The organism is Shinella sp. 20P9.1.1, from assembly GCF_057798995.1.
Map to the genome: position 1 here is coordinate 1 of NZ_JBYOLC010000027.1, position 16,359 is coordinate 16,359.

18 protein-coding genes are annotated in these 16,359 nt (G+C 61.4%); 17 read left to right on the top strand and 1 reads right to left on the bottom strand.

What is annotated here, in order from left to right; genetic code table 11:
• The 13 genes from AC27VQ_RS25590 to AC27VQ_RS25650 all read left to right on the top strand — a co-directional run.
• Positions 1-284, top strand: a 284-nt coding sequence (locus AC27VQ_RS25590; protein ID WP_488718551.1) for a LysR substrate-binding domain-containing protein, incomplete at its 5' end; no start/stop codon positions are given.
• A 167-nt stretch (positions 285-451) separates the two neighbouring features.
• A complete protein-coding gene (locus AC27VQ_RS25595) occupies positions 452-1,507 on the top strand; it encodes a peptidase C39 family protein (protein WP_488718552.1) in 1,056 nt (351 codons plus the stop codon).
• A gap of 88 nt (positions 1,508-1,595) precedes the next feature.
• Positions 1,596-2,627 (top strand): extracellular solute-binding protein, encoded by a 1,032-nt coding sequence (locus AC27VQ_RS25600; protein WP_488718553.1) that lies wholly within the window; start codon positions 1,596-1,598, stop codon positions 2,625-2,627.
• A 217-nt stretch (positions 2,628-2,844) separates the two neighbouring features.
• The gene (locus AC27VQ_RS25605) at positions 2,845-3,615 is read left to right on the top strand and encodes a 2-keto-4-pentenoate hydratase (RefSeq protein WP_488718554.1); all 771 of its coding nucleotides are present in this window, start codon (positions 2,845-2,847) and stop codon (positions 3,613-3,615) included.
• 172 nt (positions 3,616-3,787) lie between these two features.
• Positions 3,788-4,030 carry a hypothetical protein gene (locus tag AC27VQ_RS25610; RefSeq protein ID WP_488718555.1) on the top strand — a complete coding sequence of 81 codons (243 nt, stop codon included), beginning with the start codon at positions 3,788-3,790 and terminating at the stop codon, positions 4,028-4,030.
• Positions 4,031-4,160: 130 nt separating this feature from the next.
• Positions 4,161-4,346, top strand: coding sequence for a hypothetical protein (locus AC27VQ_RS25615; RefSeq protein ID WP_488718556.1), 186 nt, complete (start codon positions 4,161-4,163; stop codon positions 4,344-4,346).
• Positions 4,347-4,674: 328 nt separating this feature from the next.
• Positions 4,675-4,764, top strand: a complete 90-nt coding sequence (gene kdpF, locus AC27VQ_RS25620) for a K(+)-transporting ATPase subunit F (RefSeq protein ID WP_069062776.1) — start codon at positions 4,675-4,677, stop codon at positions 4,762-4,764.
• Positions 4,765-4,795: 31 nt separating this feature from the next.
• Positions 4,796-6,499 (top strand): potassium-transporting ATPase subunit KdpA, encoded by a 1,704-nt coding sequence (gene kdpA / locus AC27VQ_RS25625; protein ID WP_488718557.1) that lies wholly within the window; start codon positions 4,796-4,798, stop codon positions 6,497-6,499.
• 201 nt (positions 6,500-6,700) lie between these two features.
• Positions 6,701-8,749: a potassium-transporting ATPase subunit KdpB gene (kdpB, locus tag AC27VQ_RS25630; protein WP_488718558.1), complete on the top strand. Its 2,049-nt coding sequence runs from the start codon at positions 6,701-6,703 to the stop codon at positions 8,747-8,749.
• Positions 8,750-8,760: 11 nt separating this feature from the next.
• A complete protein-coding gene (gene kdpC / locus AC27VQ_RS25635; protein WP_313529308.1) occupies positions 8,761-9,327 on the top strand; it encodes a potassium-transporting ATPase subunit KdpC in 567 nt (188 codons plus the stop codon).
• A gap of 59 nt (positions 9,328-9,386) precedes the next feature.
• Positions 9,387-12,092 (top strand): DUF4118 domain-containing protein, encoded by a 2,706-nt coding sequence (locus AC27VQ_RS25640; RefSeq protein WP_488718559.1) that lies wholly within the window; start codon positions 9,387-9,389, stop codon positions 12,090-12,092.
• Positions 12,089-12,781, top strand: coding sequence for a response regulator transcription factor (locus AC27VQ_RS25645; protein WP_069062781.1), 693 nt, complete (start codon positions 12,089-12,091; stop codon positions 12,779-12,781). The genes AC27VQ_RS25640 and AC27VQ_RS25645 overlap by 4 nt, the downstream gene beginning before the upstream one ends.
• Positions 12,782-12,805: 24 nt before the next feature.
• Positions 12,806-13,246: a PTS sugar transporter subunit IIA gene (locus AC27VQ_RS25650; RefSeq protein WP_421593226.1), complete on the top strand. Its 441-nt coding sequence runs from the start codon at positions 12,806-12,808 to the stop codon at positions 13,244-13,246.
• Between the two features lie 122 nt (positions 13,247-13,368).
• On the opposite strand, the gene AC27VQ_RS25655 is transcribed toward AC27VQ_RS25650, so the two are convergent.
• Positions 13,369-13,587: a hypothetical protein gene (locus AC27VQ_RS25655; RefSeq protein ID WP_488718560.1), complete on the bottom strand. Its 219-nt coding sequence runs from the start codon at positions 13,585-13,587 to the stop codon at positions 13,369-13,371.
• A 28-nt stretch (positions 13,588-13,615) separates the two neighbouring features.
• Between AC27VQ_RS25655 and AC27VQ_RS25660 the strand changes: the two genes are divergently transcribed.
• The 4 genes from AC27VQ_RS25660 (at position 13,616) to AC27VQ_RS25675 (ending at position 15,712) form a co-directional block, all read left to right on the top strand.
• The gene (locus AC27VQ_RS25660; RefSeq protein WP_488718561.1) at positions 13,616-14,005 is read left to right on the top strand and encodes a hypothetical protein; all 390 of its coding nucleotides are present in this window, start codon (positions 13,616-13,618) and stop codon (positions 14,003-14,005) included.
• 14 nt (positions 14,006-14,019) lie between these two features.
• Entirely contained in the window at positions 14,020-14,940 is a 921-nt protein-coding gene (locus AC27VQ_RS25665; protein ID WP_488718562.1) for a dihydrodipicolinate synthase family protein, read from the top strand.
• Positions 14,941-14,951: 11 nt separating this feature from the next.
• Positions 14,952-15,104 carry a hypothetical protein gene (locus AC27VQ_RS25670; RefSeq protein WP_488718563.1) on the top strand — a complete coding sequence of 51 codons (153 nt, stop codon included), beginning with the start codon at positions 14,952-14,954 and terminating at the stop codon, positions 15,102-15,104.
• 170 nt (positions 15,105-15,274) lie between these two features.
• Entirely contained in the window at positions 15,275-15,712 is a 438-nt protein-coding gene (locus AC27VQ_RS25675; protein WP_488718564.1) for a hypothetical protein, read from the top strand.
• Positions 15,713-16,359 lie beyond the last annotated feature (647 nt).

Consider the following 16,359-nt stretch of genomic DNA (forward strand, 5'->3'; position numbering starts at 1 on the left):
ATCTCGAAGCCCTTGACGACATCAACGCGTACAAGGGGAGCCGGTTTGAGCAATTCGACATGATCATCAAAGCGGCTGTATCGGGGGCGGGTGTTGGATTGGTTCCTGTGTTTATGGTTCAGGACGAGATTGCCCAACGCTCACTCGTCACGCCATTTGCCCGTAAAATGAAGAGCGACGAGTCCTATTTCCTGATCAGCCCGAACAGAAAGCGATCCACTAAGGCAGTGGCGGCTTTTCGGGACTGGATTTTTTCGGAAGTCGAGTCGCAACGCGACGCGTGACGCGCAATCGCGCGATTGTCACGGCTTGTCTCCCGCCGCCAATTCATTCCTTGCTGGAATGAATTGGCTCCAAATCGTCGTTTGGTCCGCAGACCCACGCAGCCCTAACCTGCACATCAGGAAACAGATGGCGCTGATGCGTAGCGGCGCGCCAAGAAGGGCTGACAATGGTCTCTGATATTATTGTGGAATGTATTGACCGGCGAGAGCTGCTTGATGATAGGCTTAAATGTCTTCTGTCTGCGCATATGAACGTGGAAATCGGCAGACGAAACCAGTGTTTCTTCGTTGCGTCCCGGGGAACCCAAGTCGTCGGCGCGCTTCTTGGGCTTCGTCGTCCGACGACAACGATGTTGCGGCTTTTCAAACTGTGGACCAGTCCGGCGGGCGATCGTACCGCCATCAGCAAGGCCGTTTTTCTGGCGCTCGACAAATGGTCGGCCCTTGCCGGTGTCGATGCGTGGCGCCTCTCCTCTGATCGAGCCGAAGACGATTTTCCGCAGGAGTTTGTCGCACTGCTGAAAGTTACCTCGACGAATTCTCGCGGTGACTATTTTCAGCATTGGCGGACGGAGACTCATCCGTCGATCGGTTCTCCTCTATACACCCAGACAACCGACTTCACCTGTGGCGCCGCATGTTTGATGATGGCATTCACGACGTTCGATCGGTCTGCGAGATTGCAAAGGGGATTGGAACTTCAGCTCTGGCGGGAAGCGACGTCCATAGTTTCGTTGGATGGGCCGGGCGGCTGCGATCCCTATGGTATCGCGCTCGCGGCTGCCACCCGTGGATTTTGCGCGCGTGTTTTCATGAGCACAAACGAGCCCGTTCTTATCGAGGCGGGCGATTCCGACGCAAACCGTGACATCATCGGATTTGTTCAGGCTGAGTTGCGATCGAGACTCGCGGAACGATCTGTCAGGGTTGAACAAAAACCGTTCTCAATCGGCGAGCTAAGATCTGCGATAAGACGCGGGGGCGTCGCAATCGTGTTGGTAAACCAGGTGGAAACCCATGCGCGGGAAGTTCCCCACTGGATACTCCTCCATTCCGCCGCTGACACGTTCTTCCTGGCCAACGATCCCTGGTTCGAGCGGGCGGACCACGAACAGCCAGTGGATGTCATCGACTTGCCCATCCCTGACGTCGTTCTCGACAAGATGGCTTGGTACGGCGCACCGCCGTATCGAGCGGCCGTTTTGATTGAGCCCGTCGCGTAACTCTTCTCAACTTTCACATAGCTGTACGACAAGCGAGCCGATCTGCAGTGCGCTATGCAACAAATTAAAATAGCAGGGAACGATTTCAATGAGAAAAACGAGAATATTACTGACTCTACCAGCCCTTTTTATGTTGGCGACGTCGGCAAGCGCCGAGGGTAAACTCAACATATTCAACTTTGGTAACTACACCAGTCCCGAGCTCATCAAGAAGTTCGAGGCATCGTACGACGTCAAGGTGACGATTACTGACTACGACACGAATGATACAGCTTTAGCGAAGGTTCGCCAGGGCGGCCACGGATTCGATATAGTCGTTCCGTCCGCGCAAGTGATGCCGATCTGGATTTCAGAAGGGCTTCTTCTCGAGTCTCGCCCCGATCTAATGGAGAATTTTTCAAACGTGGACCCGAAATGGGTCAATGTCGAGTTTGATCCAGGCCGCCGATACTCAGTTCCATGGCAGTGGGGCACCGCCGGCGTAGCGGTGAACACATCCGTTTATACCGGCGATATCAATACCTCCGCCATCTTTCTGGATCCGCCTGCGGAGTTGATCGGCAAAGTGAATGTGGTGCCGGAAATGTCCGATGTGATGTATCTCGCCATCGCCTATGCCGGCGGCGAGGCCTGCACCGGCGACATGACGTTGCTCAAGAAGGTCCGTGATATTCTCAACAACGCGAAGCCGAAATGGATCTCGATGGACTACGGAACCAGCGAGCAATATTCGAAGGGCGATGTTGCCGCAGGGTTCGCTTACAATGGAGCGACGTTCCGCAGCCGACTTCTGAACCCTGCCATCCACTACGGCTATCCAAAGGAAGGGTATCCGGTTTGGATGGACAATGCCGCAATCCTCAAGGATGCCGAGAACGTCGAAAACGCCAAGCTCTTTCTGAACTTCATCATGGAGCCGGAAAACGCCGCCTTGCTTTCGAGCTTTGCTCGCTATGCAAACGGGATTTTGGGATCGGAGGCGTTCATGCCTGAAGATATGAGAGGGGCGCCTGAGATCGTGATACCGGAAGAGCTCAAAGCACAGGGGAAGTTTAGCTTCGCTTGTCCGCCTGAGATTCAGGCGATTTACACAAAAATCTGGACTGAGCTGCAGAAGTAGAAGGCGCTCTCTATTGTCCGCACCGCGCGGCCGCATGGGGTCGGGGATGTGATCCTCCCCCGTGCACCGTCCCGCTCTCGGGTCAAAGTCAGCGCGCAGGGTTATCCCTATGGAATCTTGATTTCTTTCCCTCTTCCTCCGAATGGAATCTCTATGCCCAAATCATCAGTCTGTCAGGACGGCTGTTATCGCCGGAACGGGTGACTGGAGCGCGAATATGCCTTTCGACCTCATTGGCAGTACGGCAGACGTGCTGGCGAAGAGCCGCAGGCACAACGTGCTGTGCGAGCTTCCCCCCGGGCATATCGCCACGCGGGAGCAAGCCTATGAGATCCTTGCGGCTACGGAGGACGCCTACGGCTTCGAGCAGGGCGGTTACGCCGTCGTCGGTTCGAGCGAGAGTTCACGCCGAACATTTGGGCTTTTGACTCCGATCTTTTCCGAAATCCCGACACCCCGCCTTCTGATGGGGCAGGACAGATTTATGCTTCCGGTCGGCATTATCGGGGCCCAATGCGAGTTTGCCTTCTCCATACGTCGGACGTTTCCGGACGCAGGCGAGCCCATCACATGCGGGAGCGTGGCTGAGGCCTTGCTCGGCTGCATGCCCGCCATTGGCATTCTTGGCCGCAGGACACGCAATGCCTTCGGTGGAAGCGAGGCGGCGATCGCCGACTTCGCCCTTCATGCGGCAACGATCTGCGGCGAGGCGGTGACTGGGTTGGCTGCTGCAGACCTTGCCAGGATACAGGCCGACGTTTCCATCGATGGGAGGCAGGTGGTGAGCGGGCGGGCGACGTCTGTCATGGGCCATCCCCTGAATGCCGTCGCATGGCTGGCGCGGGAACTCTCGGCGCCTCCGCGAAAGCTCGGTATCGGCGACATCATCGCAACCCGCTCCTGCACCATCATCCCTCAGGTTTTGGCCGGACAGTCCGTCGCCGCAGACTTCGGTCCGCTCGGCCGGGTCGACTGCAAATTTCACTAAACCATACCAAAGGAACTGACATGCGACCGCAGCCGAAACCGTTCGTCGTCGAATTCAAGAAAAGGCGCCGTCTCGGCAAGAGACCCCCGGGCCTGAAAGGCGGTTTTCGGTCCGTGGCGGCCAGGGCAGAGGCGGCTCCGGTGCGCCGGACAATTGCGATTGTGACACAAAAATGATGGTAAGCCCCAGCCTTCCCTGCGAATATTTCATACTCGCCGAGACGCGCCGAGCCGGCCCCATCGCCGGCTCCGTGTGCGATCGTTCGATTTATTCCGCCGTCATTGATGGGCATGGACGGCGCTACGGCTTCGTCGGGCTTGCCGGCCGGGACAGAAACGGCCGACTGAACGTGCTGTCGCTGCGGCAAGGTGAATGGATCGTCGCGCCTGACCTCATCTACAAGGAAATCTCCTAGTTTCGGTTCCCGTCTTGCAGGCGATGCACCCCCGGCCTGTTGGCTGGGTTTCGCGTGGCCCGGCTTCGTCCGCATCCAGGGGCGGATGCGATCCTGTGGAAGACCCGTGAAATTGACAAGGAGAAATACAATGTTTGCTCGTTACGGGAGCCTTTATATCGCCCTTTACCTCGCCGAGCGATGCAGGTCTCGAGCGGTCGCGGATGAGGCTGGTCTGCCGCGGTGTCACCTGAAGCGTGAGGATTTAACGTTGATGTTTGCCGCCGGCATCCTCGGGCTTGGCATTGCCGTGTTGGTAGGGTTCGCCGCAGGGTGAACCTTCTGACGCAACGCGTCAGAAACTGGGGCCGGCAACCGCACTGGTCGAAATTCCTATAAGATTCATATTTTTTCTGCCCCCTATCACTCTCGAATGCCTATCCGGTTTGACCGCATATCTAGGTACGAGAGGTCGAAAGGTTCTCTCCGTGCCGGACGTTTTTGGTGCCGCCTGCCGGGCGGCGCCTTTCGGTTCGTCTGGCGTGCCCGCAACAAAGGAGTCCGGATTTATGATGGACATCATTCTTATCGGCACAGCGGTCGTCTTCTTCGCCCTCTGCTTTGCCTACACGCAAGCCTGCGACAGGCTGTGAGGAGAGCATACGATGTTGTTCGACTATGTCTTTAGCGGTGCCGTCACCGTCTTTCTCACCATTTACCTGACCTACGCTCTCATTCGGCCAGAACGCTTCTGACGACGCTGCCGGGTATTGAAAGTTTCCTCCCATGACCCTCAACGGATGGCTACAGATCCTGCTCTTCTGCGGGATCGTCCTTGCACTCGTCAAACCGCTCGGCGCCTATATGACGCGCGTGTTTGCCGGGGAACGTACATTTCTTTCTCCCGTCCTCGTTCCGATCGAACGGGGACTATACGCCTTGGCCGGCACCAGCGATCGCGAAGAGCAGCGCTGGACGAGCTACGCCTTCGCCATGCTGGCGTTCAATCTGGCCGGCCTGCTGTTGCTCTACGGGCTGCAACGTTTCCAGGACGTGCTGCCGCTCAATCCCGCCGGCATGGCCGCCGTCGGGCCGGAGCTTTCCTTCAACACTGCCGTCAGCTTCGTGACCAATACGAACTGGCAGAACTACGGCGGCGAGAGCTCCCTGTCCTATCTCACCCAGATGGCCGGGCTGACGGTGCAGAACTTCGTTTCTGCAGCCACCGGCATGGCGATCGCCATTGCCCTCATCCGCGCTTTCTCGCGCGCATCCGGCAAGGCGCTCGGCAACTTTTGGGTCGATATGACCCGCGCGACGCTCTATGTGCTGCTGCCGATCTGCGTCGTGCTGACGCTTGCCTATGTGGCGCTCGGCGTGCCGCAGACCTTCGGCCCCTATGTGACGGCGACGACGCTGGAAGGCGCGCAGCAGACCATTGCGCTCGGCCCGGTAGCCTCACAGCTCGCCATCAAGATGCTCGGCACGAATGGCGGCGGCTTCTTTAACGCCAACTCGGCCCACCCGTTCGAGAACCCGAACGCCATCTCGAACATGATCCAGATGGTCTCGATCTTCGCGATCGGCGCGGCCTTCACCAACGTCTTTGGCCGTATGGTCGGCAACCAGCGTCAGGGCTGGGCGATCCTCGCCGCCATGGGCACGCTATTCGTCGCGGGTGTGGCTATCACCTATTGGGCGGAAGCCTCGGGCAATTCGCTGATGCATGCCTTCGGCCTCGAGGGCGGCAACATGGAGGGCAAGGAGGCGCGCTTCGGCATTGTCCTATCGTCGCTCTTTGCAGTCGTCACGACGGCCGCCTCCTGCGGCGCGGTCAATGCCATGCATGGCAGCTTCACGGCGCTGGGCGGTCTGATCCCGCTTATCAACATGCAACTGGGTGAAGTCATTGTCGGCGGCGTTGGTGCAGGTTTCTACGGCATCGTCCTCTTCGTCATCGTTGCCGTCTTCGTGGCAGGCCTGATGGTCGGCCGCACGCCGGAATATCTCGGCAAGAAGATCGAGGCGAAGGAAATGAAGATGGCCGTGCTCGCCATTCTCTGCCTGCCGCTCGCCATGCTGGTCTTCACCGCAATTTCGAGCGTGATGCCCTCGGCGGTCGCCTCCATCGGCACGGCCGGCCCGCACGGCTTCTCCGAAATCCTCTACGCTTATACGTCGGCCGCGGCCAACAACGGCTCGGCCTTCGGCGGCCTGACGGGCAACACACCCTGGTACAATGTCACGCTGGGGCTCGGAATGCTGATGGGGCGCTTCCTGGTCATCGTTCCCGCGCTGGCAATTGCCGGTTCGCTGATCGCCAAGAAGACGGTTCCCGCCTCGGCCGGCACTTTCCCGACGGACGGTCCGCTCTTCGTCGGCCTGCTCGTCGGCACGATCCTCATCGTCGGTGGCCTTACCTTCTTCCCGGCGCTCGCGCTCGGCCCGGTCGTCGAGCATCTCGCGATGCTCGCCGGGCAGACCTTCTGAGGGACGCGGCCATGATACGCAGCGTGAAGAAACCGCCTTTCTCCGCCCCGGTTCGCCGGGGTGGAATGCCGGCCCGATGGTGCGCGTCCAATGTCATCCTCGTGATGCTGGCCACCCTCGTGGCCATCGTCAGTGTCATCGAATTCCTACGCGGTTGACCGGTCCACGGCCCCCCGTATCGCTTCAAAGCTGGAGTCTCTTATGAGCCAGGCAAAATCCGCGAGCATCCTGGATTCTCGCATTCTCGTTCCGGCGATCGTCGCCGCGTTCACCAAGCTCAATCCGCGCACGCTTGCCCGCAATCCGGTCATGTTCGTCGTGGCGACCGTCTCGGTCCTCACCACCGTCCTCTTTCTGCGCGACGTTGTTACCGGTGGCGGTGATCTCGGTTTCTCCTTCCAGATAAATCTCTGGCTCTGGTTCACCGTGCTCTTCGCCAATTTCGCAGAAGGCGTCGCCGAGGGCCGTGGCAAGGCGCAGGCCGATTCACTACGCAGGGCGCGTAGCGAAACCCAGGCCAAGCTTCTCGCCAATGGCAGCACCACCGACTACAAGATGGTTCCGGGCACCAGCCTCAAGGTCGGCGACGTCGTGCTGGTCGAGGCGGGCGACATCATCCCGTCCGACGGCGAGGTCATCGAAGGCGTTGCCTCGGTGAACGAAGCGGCGATCACGGGTGAATCCGCGCCCGTCATTCGTGAATCCGGCGGCGACCGCTCAGCCGTCACCGGCGGCACGCAGGTCCTGTCCGACTGGATCCGCGTGCGTATCACGGCAGCTGCCGGTTCCACCTTCCTCGACCGCATGATCTCGCTCGTCGAAGGCGCGGAACGCCAGAAGACGCCGAACGAGATCGCGCTCAACATCCTGCTTGCCGGCATGACGCTGATCTTCGTGCTCGCCACCGCGACTATTCCGAGCTTTGCCAGCTATGCCGGCGGCTCGATCCCGATCATCGTGCTCGTCGCGCTTTTCGTCACGCTCATTCCGACGACCATCGGTGCCTTGCTGTCGGCGATCGGCATTGCCGGCATGGACCGCCTCGTGCGCTTCAATGTACTGGCGATGTCGGGCCGTGCGGTCGAAGCGGCCGGCGACGTCGATACGCTGTTGCTGGACAAGACCGGCACCATCACCCTCGGAAACCGCCAGGCGACCGCCTTCAAGCCCGTCCGCGGCGTTTCCGAGCAGGACCTCGCCGATGCCGCGCAGCTCGCATCGTTGGCCGACGAAACGCCGGAAGGGCGCTCCATCGTCGTGCTCGCCAAGGAGAAGTACGACATCCGCGGCCGCGACATGAACAGCCTGAAGGCCACCTTCGTGCCCTTTACCGCCCAGACCCGCATGAGCGGCGTCGACCTTGAGGGCGCGCAGATCAGAAAGGGCGCGGTCGATGCGGTGCTCGCCTATGTCGGTACCCTCGTGCCGTCGGACGCCGTGCGCGAACTCCAGGCCATCGCCGAGGAGATCGCCAAGGCCGGCGGCACGCCGCTGGCAGTTGCCCGCGACGGCAAGCTGCTCGGCGTCGTCCAGTTGAAGGACATCGTCAAGGGCGGCATCCGCGAGCGCTTCTCGGAACTGCGCCGCATGGGCATCCGCACGGTGATGATCACCGGCGACAACCCGATGACGGCCGCTGCTATCGCCGCTGAAGCCGGCGTCGACGATTTCCTCGCTCAAGCAACGCCGGAGAACAAGCTGCAGCTCATCCGCGAGGAGCAGGCCAAGGGCAAGCTCGTCGCCATGTGCGGCGACGGCACCAACGATGCCCCGGCGCTCGCCCAGGCCGATGTCGGCGTTGCCATGAACACCGGCACGGTCGCCGCCCGCGAGGCCGGCAACATGGTCGATCTCGACAGCGACCCGACCAAGCTCATCGAGATCGTCGAGATCGGCAAACAGCTCCTGATGACCCGCGGCGCGCTCACGACCTTTTCCATCGCCAACGACATCGCGAAATACTTCGCGATCATCCCGGCCATGTTCCTCGCCTTCTATCCCCAGCTCGGCGTGCTGAACATCATGGGCCTCACGAACCCGCAGTCGGCGATCCTCTCGGCGATCATCTTCAACGCGCTTATCATCATCGCGCTGATCCCTCTGTCGCTGAAGGGCGTCAAGTATCGCGCCGTCGGCGCCGGTACGCTGCTCTCCCGCAACCTTCTGATCTACGGCCTCGGCGGTATCGTCGTGCCCTTCATCGGCATCAAGGCGATCGACATGGCCATTACGGCCCTCGGCCTCGTCTAAGGAGCAAAACCATGTTCAAGCAACTCCGTCCGGCCATCGTCATGATCGTGGCCACCACGGCGATCACCGGCCTTCTGTATCCCGCCGCGATGACCGGCATCGCGCAGGCCGTCTTCCCCGGTCAGGCGAATGGCAGCCTGATCGAGAAGAATGGCCAGGTCGTCGGTTCGAGCCTTATCGGCCAGGCCTTCGCCGGTGAACAATATTTCCACGGCCGTCCCTCGGCGGCGGGCGACGGCTACAACGCCGCCGGCTCCTCCGGTTCCAACCTCGGCCCAACCAGTCAGAAGCTGATCGACCGGGTAAAGACGGACTACGAGGCGGCAAAGGCGACAAATCCGGGTACCGAAGTGCCGATCGACCTCGTCACGGCCTCGGGCAGCGGTCTCGACCCGCATATCTCGCCGGACGCCGCCTATTTCCAGGTGCCGCGCGTGGCCAAGGCGAGGGCGATGGATGAGGCCGCAGTGCGCGCCCTCGTCGACCGGCAGATCGAGGGCCGTAAGCTTGGTTTCCTCGGCGAACCTGTGGTGAACGTGCTGCGTCTCAACATGGCGCTTGACGAGGCCCGTTCGTAAACTGAAATGGGCGTCTCCGATCGGCCTTTCGGCCGGTCGGGGAAAGTGGGTGGATATTCATGCCGGATGACCGTCGCGAGATTGAGAACAGGCCGTCGCCGGACGCCCTGCTGGAGCATGCGCAACGGGAGACGCGTGGGCGCCTGAAAATCTTCCTCGGTGCAGCGCCGGGCGTCGGCAAGACCTATGAGATGCTGATGTCCGGCCGCGCCCGGCAGGCCGACGGCGTCGATGTCGTTATCGGTGTCGTCGAGACGCACGGTCGCAAGGAGACCGAGGCGCTCGTCGAAGGCTTCGAGGTCATCGCCCGCCGGACGATCGACTATCGTGGCCAGACACTTGAGGAAATGGATCTCGATGCGATCCTCGAACGCCGGCCGGCGCTCGTTCTCATCGACGAACTCGCCCATACCAATGCCGTCGGCAGCCGCCATCCCAAGCGCTATCTCGACGTGCAGGAGCTGCTTTCGCACGGCATCGACGTCTATTCGACGCTCAACATCCAGCATGTGGAAAGCCTCAACGACGTGGTGGCGCAGATCACCCGCATCCGCGTGCGTGAAACGGTGCCGGATTCCATCGTCGACCGGGCCGACGACATCGAGATCATCGATATCACGCCGGAAGACCTGATCAAGCGGCTGGCGGACGGCAAGGTCTACGTGCCGAAGACGGCCAAGCGGGCGGTCGAGAACTATTTTTCACCGGGCAACCTGACTGCGCTACGTGAACTGGCGCTGCGCCGCACCGCCCAGCGCGTCGACGAGCAGTTGCTCAACCACATGCAGGCTCATGCCATTTCGGGGCCGTGGGCGGCTGGCGAGCGCCTGCTGGTCTGCCTCGGCCATGGCAGCAACGGCGCCAGCCTCGTGCGCTACGCCCGGCGCCAGGCCGACCGGTTGCGCGCGCCCTGGGCAGTGCTGCATCTCGACACGCCACAAGCGGTCAGCTTGCCGGAGGAGGACAAGGACCGGCTCGCCGCCAATATGCGGCTTGCCGAACAGCTGGGCGCCGAAACGGTTACGCTGCCGGCGCTCTCGCTCTCGCGCGACATCATCGCCTATGCCAACACCAACAACTTCACACATATCGTCGTCGGCCGCCCCAACGGCTCGCGCTGGCGGCAGCTCTGGCAAGGCTCGGTCACGCACGATCTGATCCGCTATGCCGGCGATATCAGCGTCCACGTCATTTCCGGAGATGACAGGGAAGCGCAGCCGACGCGTGGCGTGAAGGCCGCCCAGGCGCCAAAACCCTTTCGCGTCAGACCCTATCTGCTGAGTGTGATTTTCATCCTGCTCGCCATTCTTGCAGGCATTGCGCTCGACCAGACGCTCGACGTGCAGAACCTTGCGCTCGTCTTCCTCATGGCAGTACTCGCGGCCTCCGTGCAGGGTGGGCTTGGGGCCGGTCTCTTCGCCTCGCTGCTGGGTGCGCTTTCCTTCAACTTCTTCTTCCTCGAGCCGCGCTACAATTTCACGGTCCGCGACCCGGAAAGCATCGTCGCGCTGTTCTTCTATCTCGGTGTTGCGGTTGTCGCCTCGAACCTGACGGCCGCGGTGCAGCGCCAGGCGGCAGCCGCGCGGCAGAGGGCCCGCACGACGGAAGACCTCTATCTCTTCTCCAAAAAGCTTGCCGGCACCGGCACGCTCGACGATGTGCTCTGGGCGACCGCCTTCCAGATAGCCTCGATGCTCAAGGTGCGGGTCGTCATCCTGCTGCCGGAAGGCGGCTCGGTGGCGGTCAAGGCCGGTTACCCGCCGGACGACACGCTGGTCGATGCCGATATCGCTGCGGCGAAATGGGCCTGGGAACACAACCGCCCTGCCGGCCGCGGCGCCGATACGCTGCCGGGCGCCAAGCGGCTCTACCTTCCCCTGCGCACCGGCCGCGAGGCGGTCGGCGTCATCGGTCTCGACAATGACAGGCAGGGACCGATCCTGACGCCCGAGCAGCAGCGCCTGTTCGATGCTCTGTCGGATCAGGCTGCACTGGCAATCGAGCGCGTGCAGCTCGTTTCCGATGTCGACAAGGCCCGGCTTGCCGTTGAGACGGACCGGCTGCGGTCGGCCTTGCTGACTTCCATCTCGCACGACCTCAAGACGCCGCTCGCGGCCATCATGGGCTCGGCCGACACGCTGAAGGGCCTTGGCGCGCAACTGGACGATGAGGCGCGGCGCGAGTTGCTTTCGACGGTGATCGATGAATCAGAGCGCCTCAACCGCTTCATCGCCAACCTGCTCGACATGACCCGCCTCGGCGCCGGCGCCATGGAACCGAACTATGCCTGGCATTTTGCTGGCGACATCGTCGGCACGGCGCTTTCGCGCGCCGGCAAGATCGTCTCCCATCACAAGGTCGAGGTGCACATACCGCAAACTCTGCCGATGCTGCGGCTCGATCCCGTGCTTTTCGAGCAGGTGCTCTTCAATCTTATCGACAACGCCGCCAAATATGCGCCGGAAGACACGTTGATCGAAATCCGTGGCCGGCAGGACGGCAATGCCCTTCTGCTTTCCGTCATCGACGAAGGCCCCGGCATTCCGCCGGACGACATCGAGCGCATTTTCGACAGCTTCTACCGCGTGCGCAAAGGCGACCACGTGCGCGCCGGTACGGGGCTTGGTCTTTCGATCTGCCGCGGTTTCGTCGAGGCGATGGGCGGTGAGATCACGGCAGCCAACCGCACAGACCGCGCCGGCGCCGTCTTTACCATCCGCATGCCGGTGTCGGCCGAAATGCCCGTCCTGGGAGGAAACGAATGACCAATACCGCCGTCCGTATTCTGATCGTCGATGACGAGCCGCCGATCCGCAAGCTGCTGCGCGTCGGGCTCTCCACGCAGGACTACGCCATCATCGAGGCGATGAATGCCAAGGTGGCGATCGAACTGGTCAAATCGGAAAAGCCGGATCTGATCGTGCTCGACCTCGGCCTGCCGGATATGCCGGGACATGACCTGCTGGCCAGGTGGCGCGCAGAGGGGCTCGACCTGCCCGTCGTCATCCTCTCGAGCCGCACGGACGAGGCCGGCATCGTGAAAGCGCTGGAGCTTGGCGCGGATGACTACATCACCAAGCCCTTCGGCATGAACGAGCTGGTCGCGCGCATCCGCGTGGCGCTGCGTCACCGGCTGCAAACCCAGGGAGAGAAACCCATCTTCCAGACGGGTGATCTCTCGGTGGACCTCGTCAAGCGCATCGTCAAGGTGGCGGGCGAAGAAGTGAAACTCTCGCCGAAGGAATACGATATCCTTCGCATTCTCGTACAGCATGCCGGCAAGGTGCTGACCCATCGTTTCTTGCTCGAACATGTCTGGGACGGCCTGACCGACGTACAGTATCTGCGCGTCTATGTCCGCCAGCTCCGGCAGAAGATCGAGCGTACACCGGACCAACCGCAATACATCCTCACCGAGACCGGTGTCGGCTACAGGCTCGTCGACGCGAGCTGATCGACCGCATTCATGGAGTTCATCATGCAGCTCAGCGACCATCTGGCGCTGGAAAACATCGTCTTCGACTTGCCGTTCGTTTCGAAGCACAAGCTTCTGCGGCATTTGGCCGACATGTCGTCTCACAAGACCGGTATCCACGCTGGCATCATCGCCAAGGCATTGCTTGCCCGTGAAAACCTCGGTTCGACGGGTATCGGGCGGGGAATCGCCATCCCGCATGCGCTCATCGAAGGGCTGCCGAAGAGCCTTGCCATCGTCGCCCGGCTTGCCCGGCCGATCGATTTCGAGGCGGTTGACGATATTCCGGTCGACATTGTCGTGCTGCTTCTCTCGCCGGCCTCGGGGCACGGGCAGAACCTCAACATCCTCTCCTGCATCGCGCGGCAACTGCGCGATGATCATACCGTCACCGCCATTCGCGCTGCGCGCAGTGCCGATGAAATCTTCGCGCTTCTCACGTAGTCGTGACGGCGACAGGGCGCCGTCTATGCAATTCCTATTTTTCTGGCCCCGCCTTCCAATCGAGAAAATATCCGTGGACGCCTAGCTTCAGATCGTCGTGACCCATGCCTTTCCGGGTGGGGTCACGGCGATCCATCAGCAGAGGTGCCATCATGCGGAGAGATTTTTCGGACCATCATCTTCCACCGCTTTCGACGCGGATGATCTTCCTTCATCATCGCGTGCGCCTGCACGATCAGGTGAGCCATGGGAAAGGGCGGTACGAACCCATGCCGCTCGCCGTAGGCGCCGTTCTCGCAACGATGCTTCTTATCGCCGCGATTCTGCTCGGGGTTCTCCATGCCTAGGGCCGCATCGTCCGAAACGGTGATGCGTCGTCATCAGGCAGAGGCGGACCTGCCGGCTGCCGAAGTGCTTGCCGAACGTATCGCCGCCGCCCGCCGGCTGCGGGAGCATCACCTATGGGAAATCCTGCGCACCCTGCCATCCCTGGCCGAGGCGCGCGACGATGCCGACTTCCGGCATCGCTTCCGCACGTTGATGGATCGCGACGATCTCGTGGCTGCAAGCCGGCTGCTGGTCGATGCCGCGCGCCCGACTTGTCATCTCGACCAATTGGTGTGCCTCGAAGGCACCTGGATTGCACGCATCTGCTCGGGCGGCTCGGTTCCGCGCGCTGTCGCGGTCCATGTCGACCGAGTGGCTGCCGTCATGGCCGCGCTGGTGGCGCGGGATCGCGCCGCTCCGGTCAAACATTGAAAGGAAAAGACATCATGCCAGACTTTCGACGCCGTAATCCTGTACAGGGCCTCATCACCGACCTCGTCACGCCCTTGCGCGGCGATGGGGTGGACCACGAGGGGCTTGCCTCCTTCGTCAATTGGCAGATCGCCAGCGGCGTGTCCGGCCTGGCTGTCTGCGGCAGGCTGGCAGAGGGGTCGTCGCTGAGCCGGGAAGAGCGCCGTGCCATGCTTGCCACCGTCGTCAGGGCAGCCCGTCTCTCCGTGCCGGTTCTTGCTTCCGTCGGCACCTATTCGACTGAGGCGACAATAGCACTTGCCCTTGATGCGGAAGAGGAGGGGGCGGACACGCTGATCGTGACCACGCCCTATTACAGCAAGCCGACGCAAAAGGGCATCATCGCCCATATGCGTGCCATCGCAGAAGCGACCGCTGTGCCGATCCTCGTCCTGGCCGACCCTGGAATGACCCGCTCGGACGTCACCGCCGAAACTCTCTGGGCGCTCAGCGATGTTCCCGGCATCCACGGCTTCATCGACGCATCGGGCGACATGGCGCGCCTCGCCGTGATCGACCGCCGGCTGCGCGAGCGGCTGGTGCTGTACTCCGCACACGATACGACGGCCTTCGCCTTCAACGTGCTGGGCGGAAGCGGAACGTTTTCCGCTGCGGCAAATCTCGCGCCGCGCCTAACAAGCGCGATGCATCAGGCACTACGCACGCGCAATGTCGATCTCGCCCTGGACCTGAAGGACCGTCTCGTGCCGCTCTTCATTGCGCTCGGCAATACGCCGGATCCGGCTGCCATCAAGCACGGGCTCACGCCTGTCCTCGGCCTGTCCGGGTCGGTGCGGCTGCCGCTTGTGCCGACCACGCCCGGGGCTGGTGCGGCCGTACGCCGTGCGCTTGCCGGCTTGCCGGAAAGCGCCGCGCAGCTTGCCAGGGCAAGCTGAGGGCAAACGACATGGCACGCAAGAAGAAAACCCATAAGACGCTGGCGGTCGCCGCCACCATGCGGCAGCCACAGCCGCCGTTGCCGATACCGGCGCTTCTGCTGCGCGTCGGCCTGATCCTGGCCGCCGCAGCCGCCGTCCAGCATTTTCTCCCGCAACTTTGAGCGCAGATCGCGCCATTCCTTCCGAAAACTGCTCGACACCGTCGCCCGCGCCGCCCTGTCGCGATAACCGAACCGCCTCGCTTCAATGTCGGGCGCGATCACCACGGCTGGTGGGTCGTCGAGGATCGTCTCGGCCGTGTCGGCGGCCTCTTCGCCAATGAAGACGCGCCATGCATTATGCCCTGGAAGAGAGCAACCGGGACCGCAGGGCGGTCCGCTCCCAGCCCCGCGGCGCGTCCGTCGAGCTTCTCATTGAAATGTTCGGCACGGGAGAAGCGCTTGGCTGGCTTACCGACAACCTCAGACGTGAGTTGTTCGCACAAGGCCGGGTGGGGAACGGCGAACGTTCCACTGCCGAAAGGCTACTATCGTCAGAAGAGCTTGACGGTGTGGTTGCGGTGATGATCACGCGCCACGAAGGACTTTCGGGGACCAATGTCTTTGCGGTGTCGAACCCGATCGCACTGCTGTTTAACTGGTTAGATTTGGGCGACGGGGAGGGGCCGAGGCGTCTCATAGGGGAAAACGTCGTGTCCGATATCGGGCTCGTCGAAAAGCTCGAGGCGCTCAGAAGCAGTATAACGACAAGCGACGAGGGATCCGTTTAAAATCCTCAAACATGATACGCTATCGTCTTTCCTCGACGCCGAGCGCGCCCGTGGTTGCTTGAAAGAGATATCGTCGAACCCTGAGCTGAGCGAGTGGGCGTTGAATTTGCTGGAGGCTTTCCGCCGAGGTGAAAGCTACTGAGTGATCCGCGTCAAACACACTCGACGATGTTCTAACGTGGTTACTTTCGCGCTTTCCACGCTGGATTGGCGTCGGCCGCAAGCGAAGCGAACTACGCGATCCAGGCGGTTTATCGGGTCACGAGATGATTTCCGGCCAGATCGCTCCACCTGGGGCCGGCAGGAGCAATCAGTCAGCCGAGATCTAGGCTATGCCCCCATAAACGGGGTACCGGATTACTGATTGTCTCGACCGATCAAATCCAGCGCTACATCGAAGGATGGCGCTATCGGTCTGAGGCTTTCTTTCAGGTCGACGTTGGTCATGTCGAAGGCGACGAGGGGATATGGCGCATTTTCCCGCAAGTCGAATGCCACGGCTTCGCCGCCACCGAAACTACGATCCCGTTTTGGGTGAGAAGCCATTCAGGAAGGTGAGACCACGGTCCCACTTACATCCTCCGTTCATGCCCCTTATCCGTCGATAAGTTCCATAAGATAGATTACGAAACTTTGATATGTAGCCA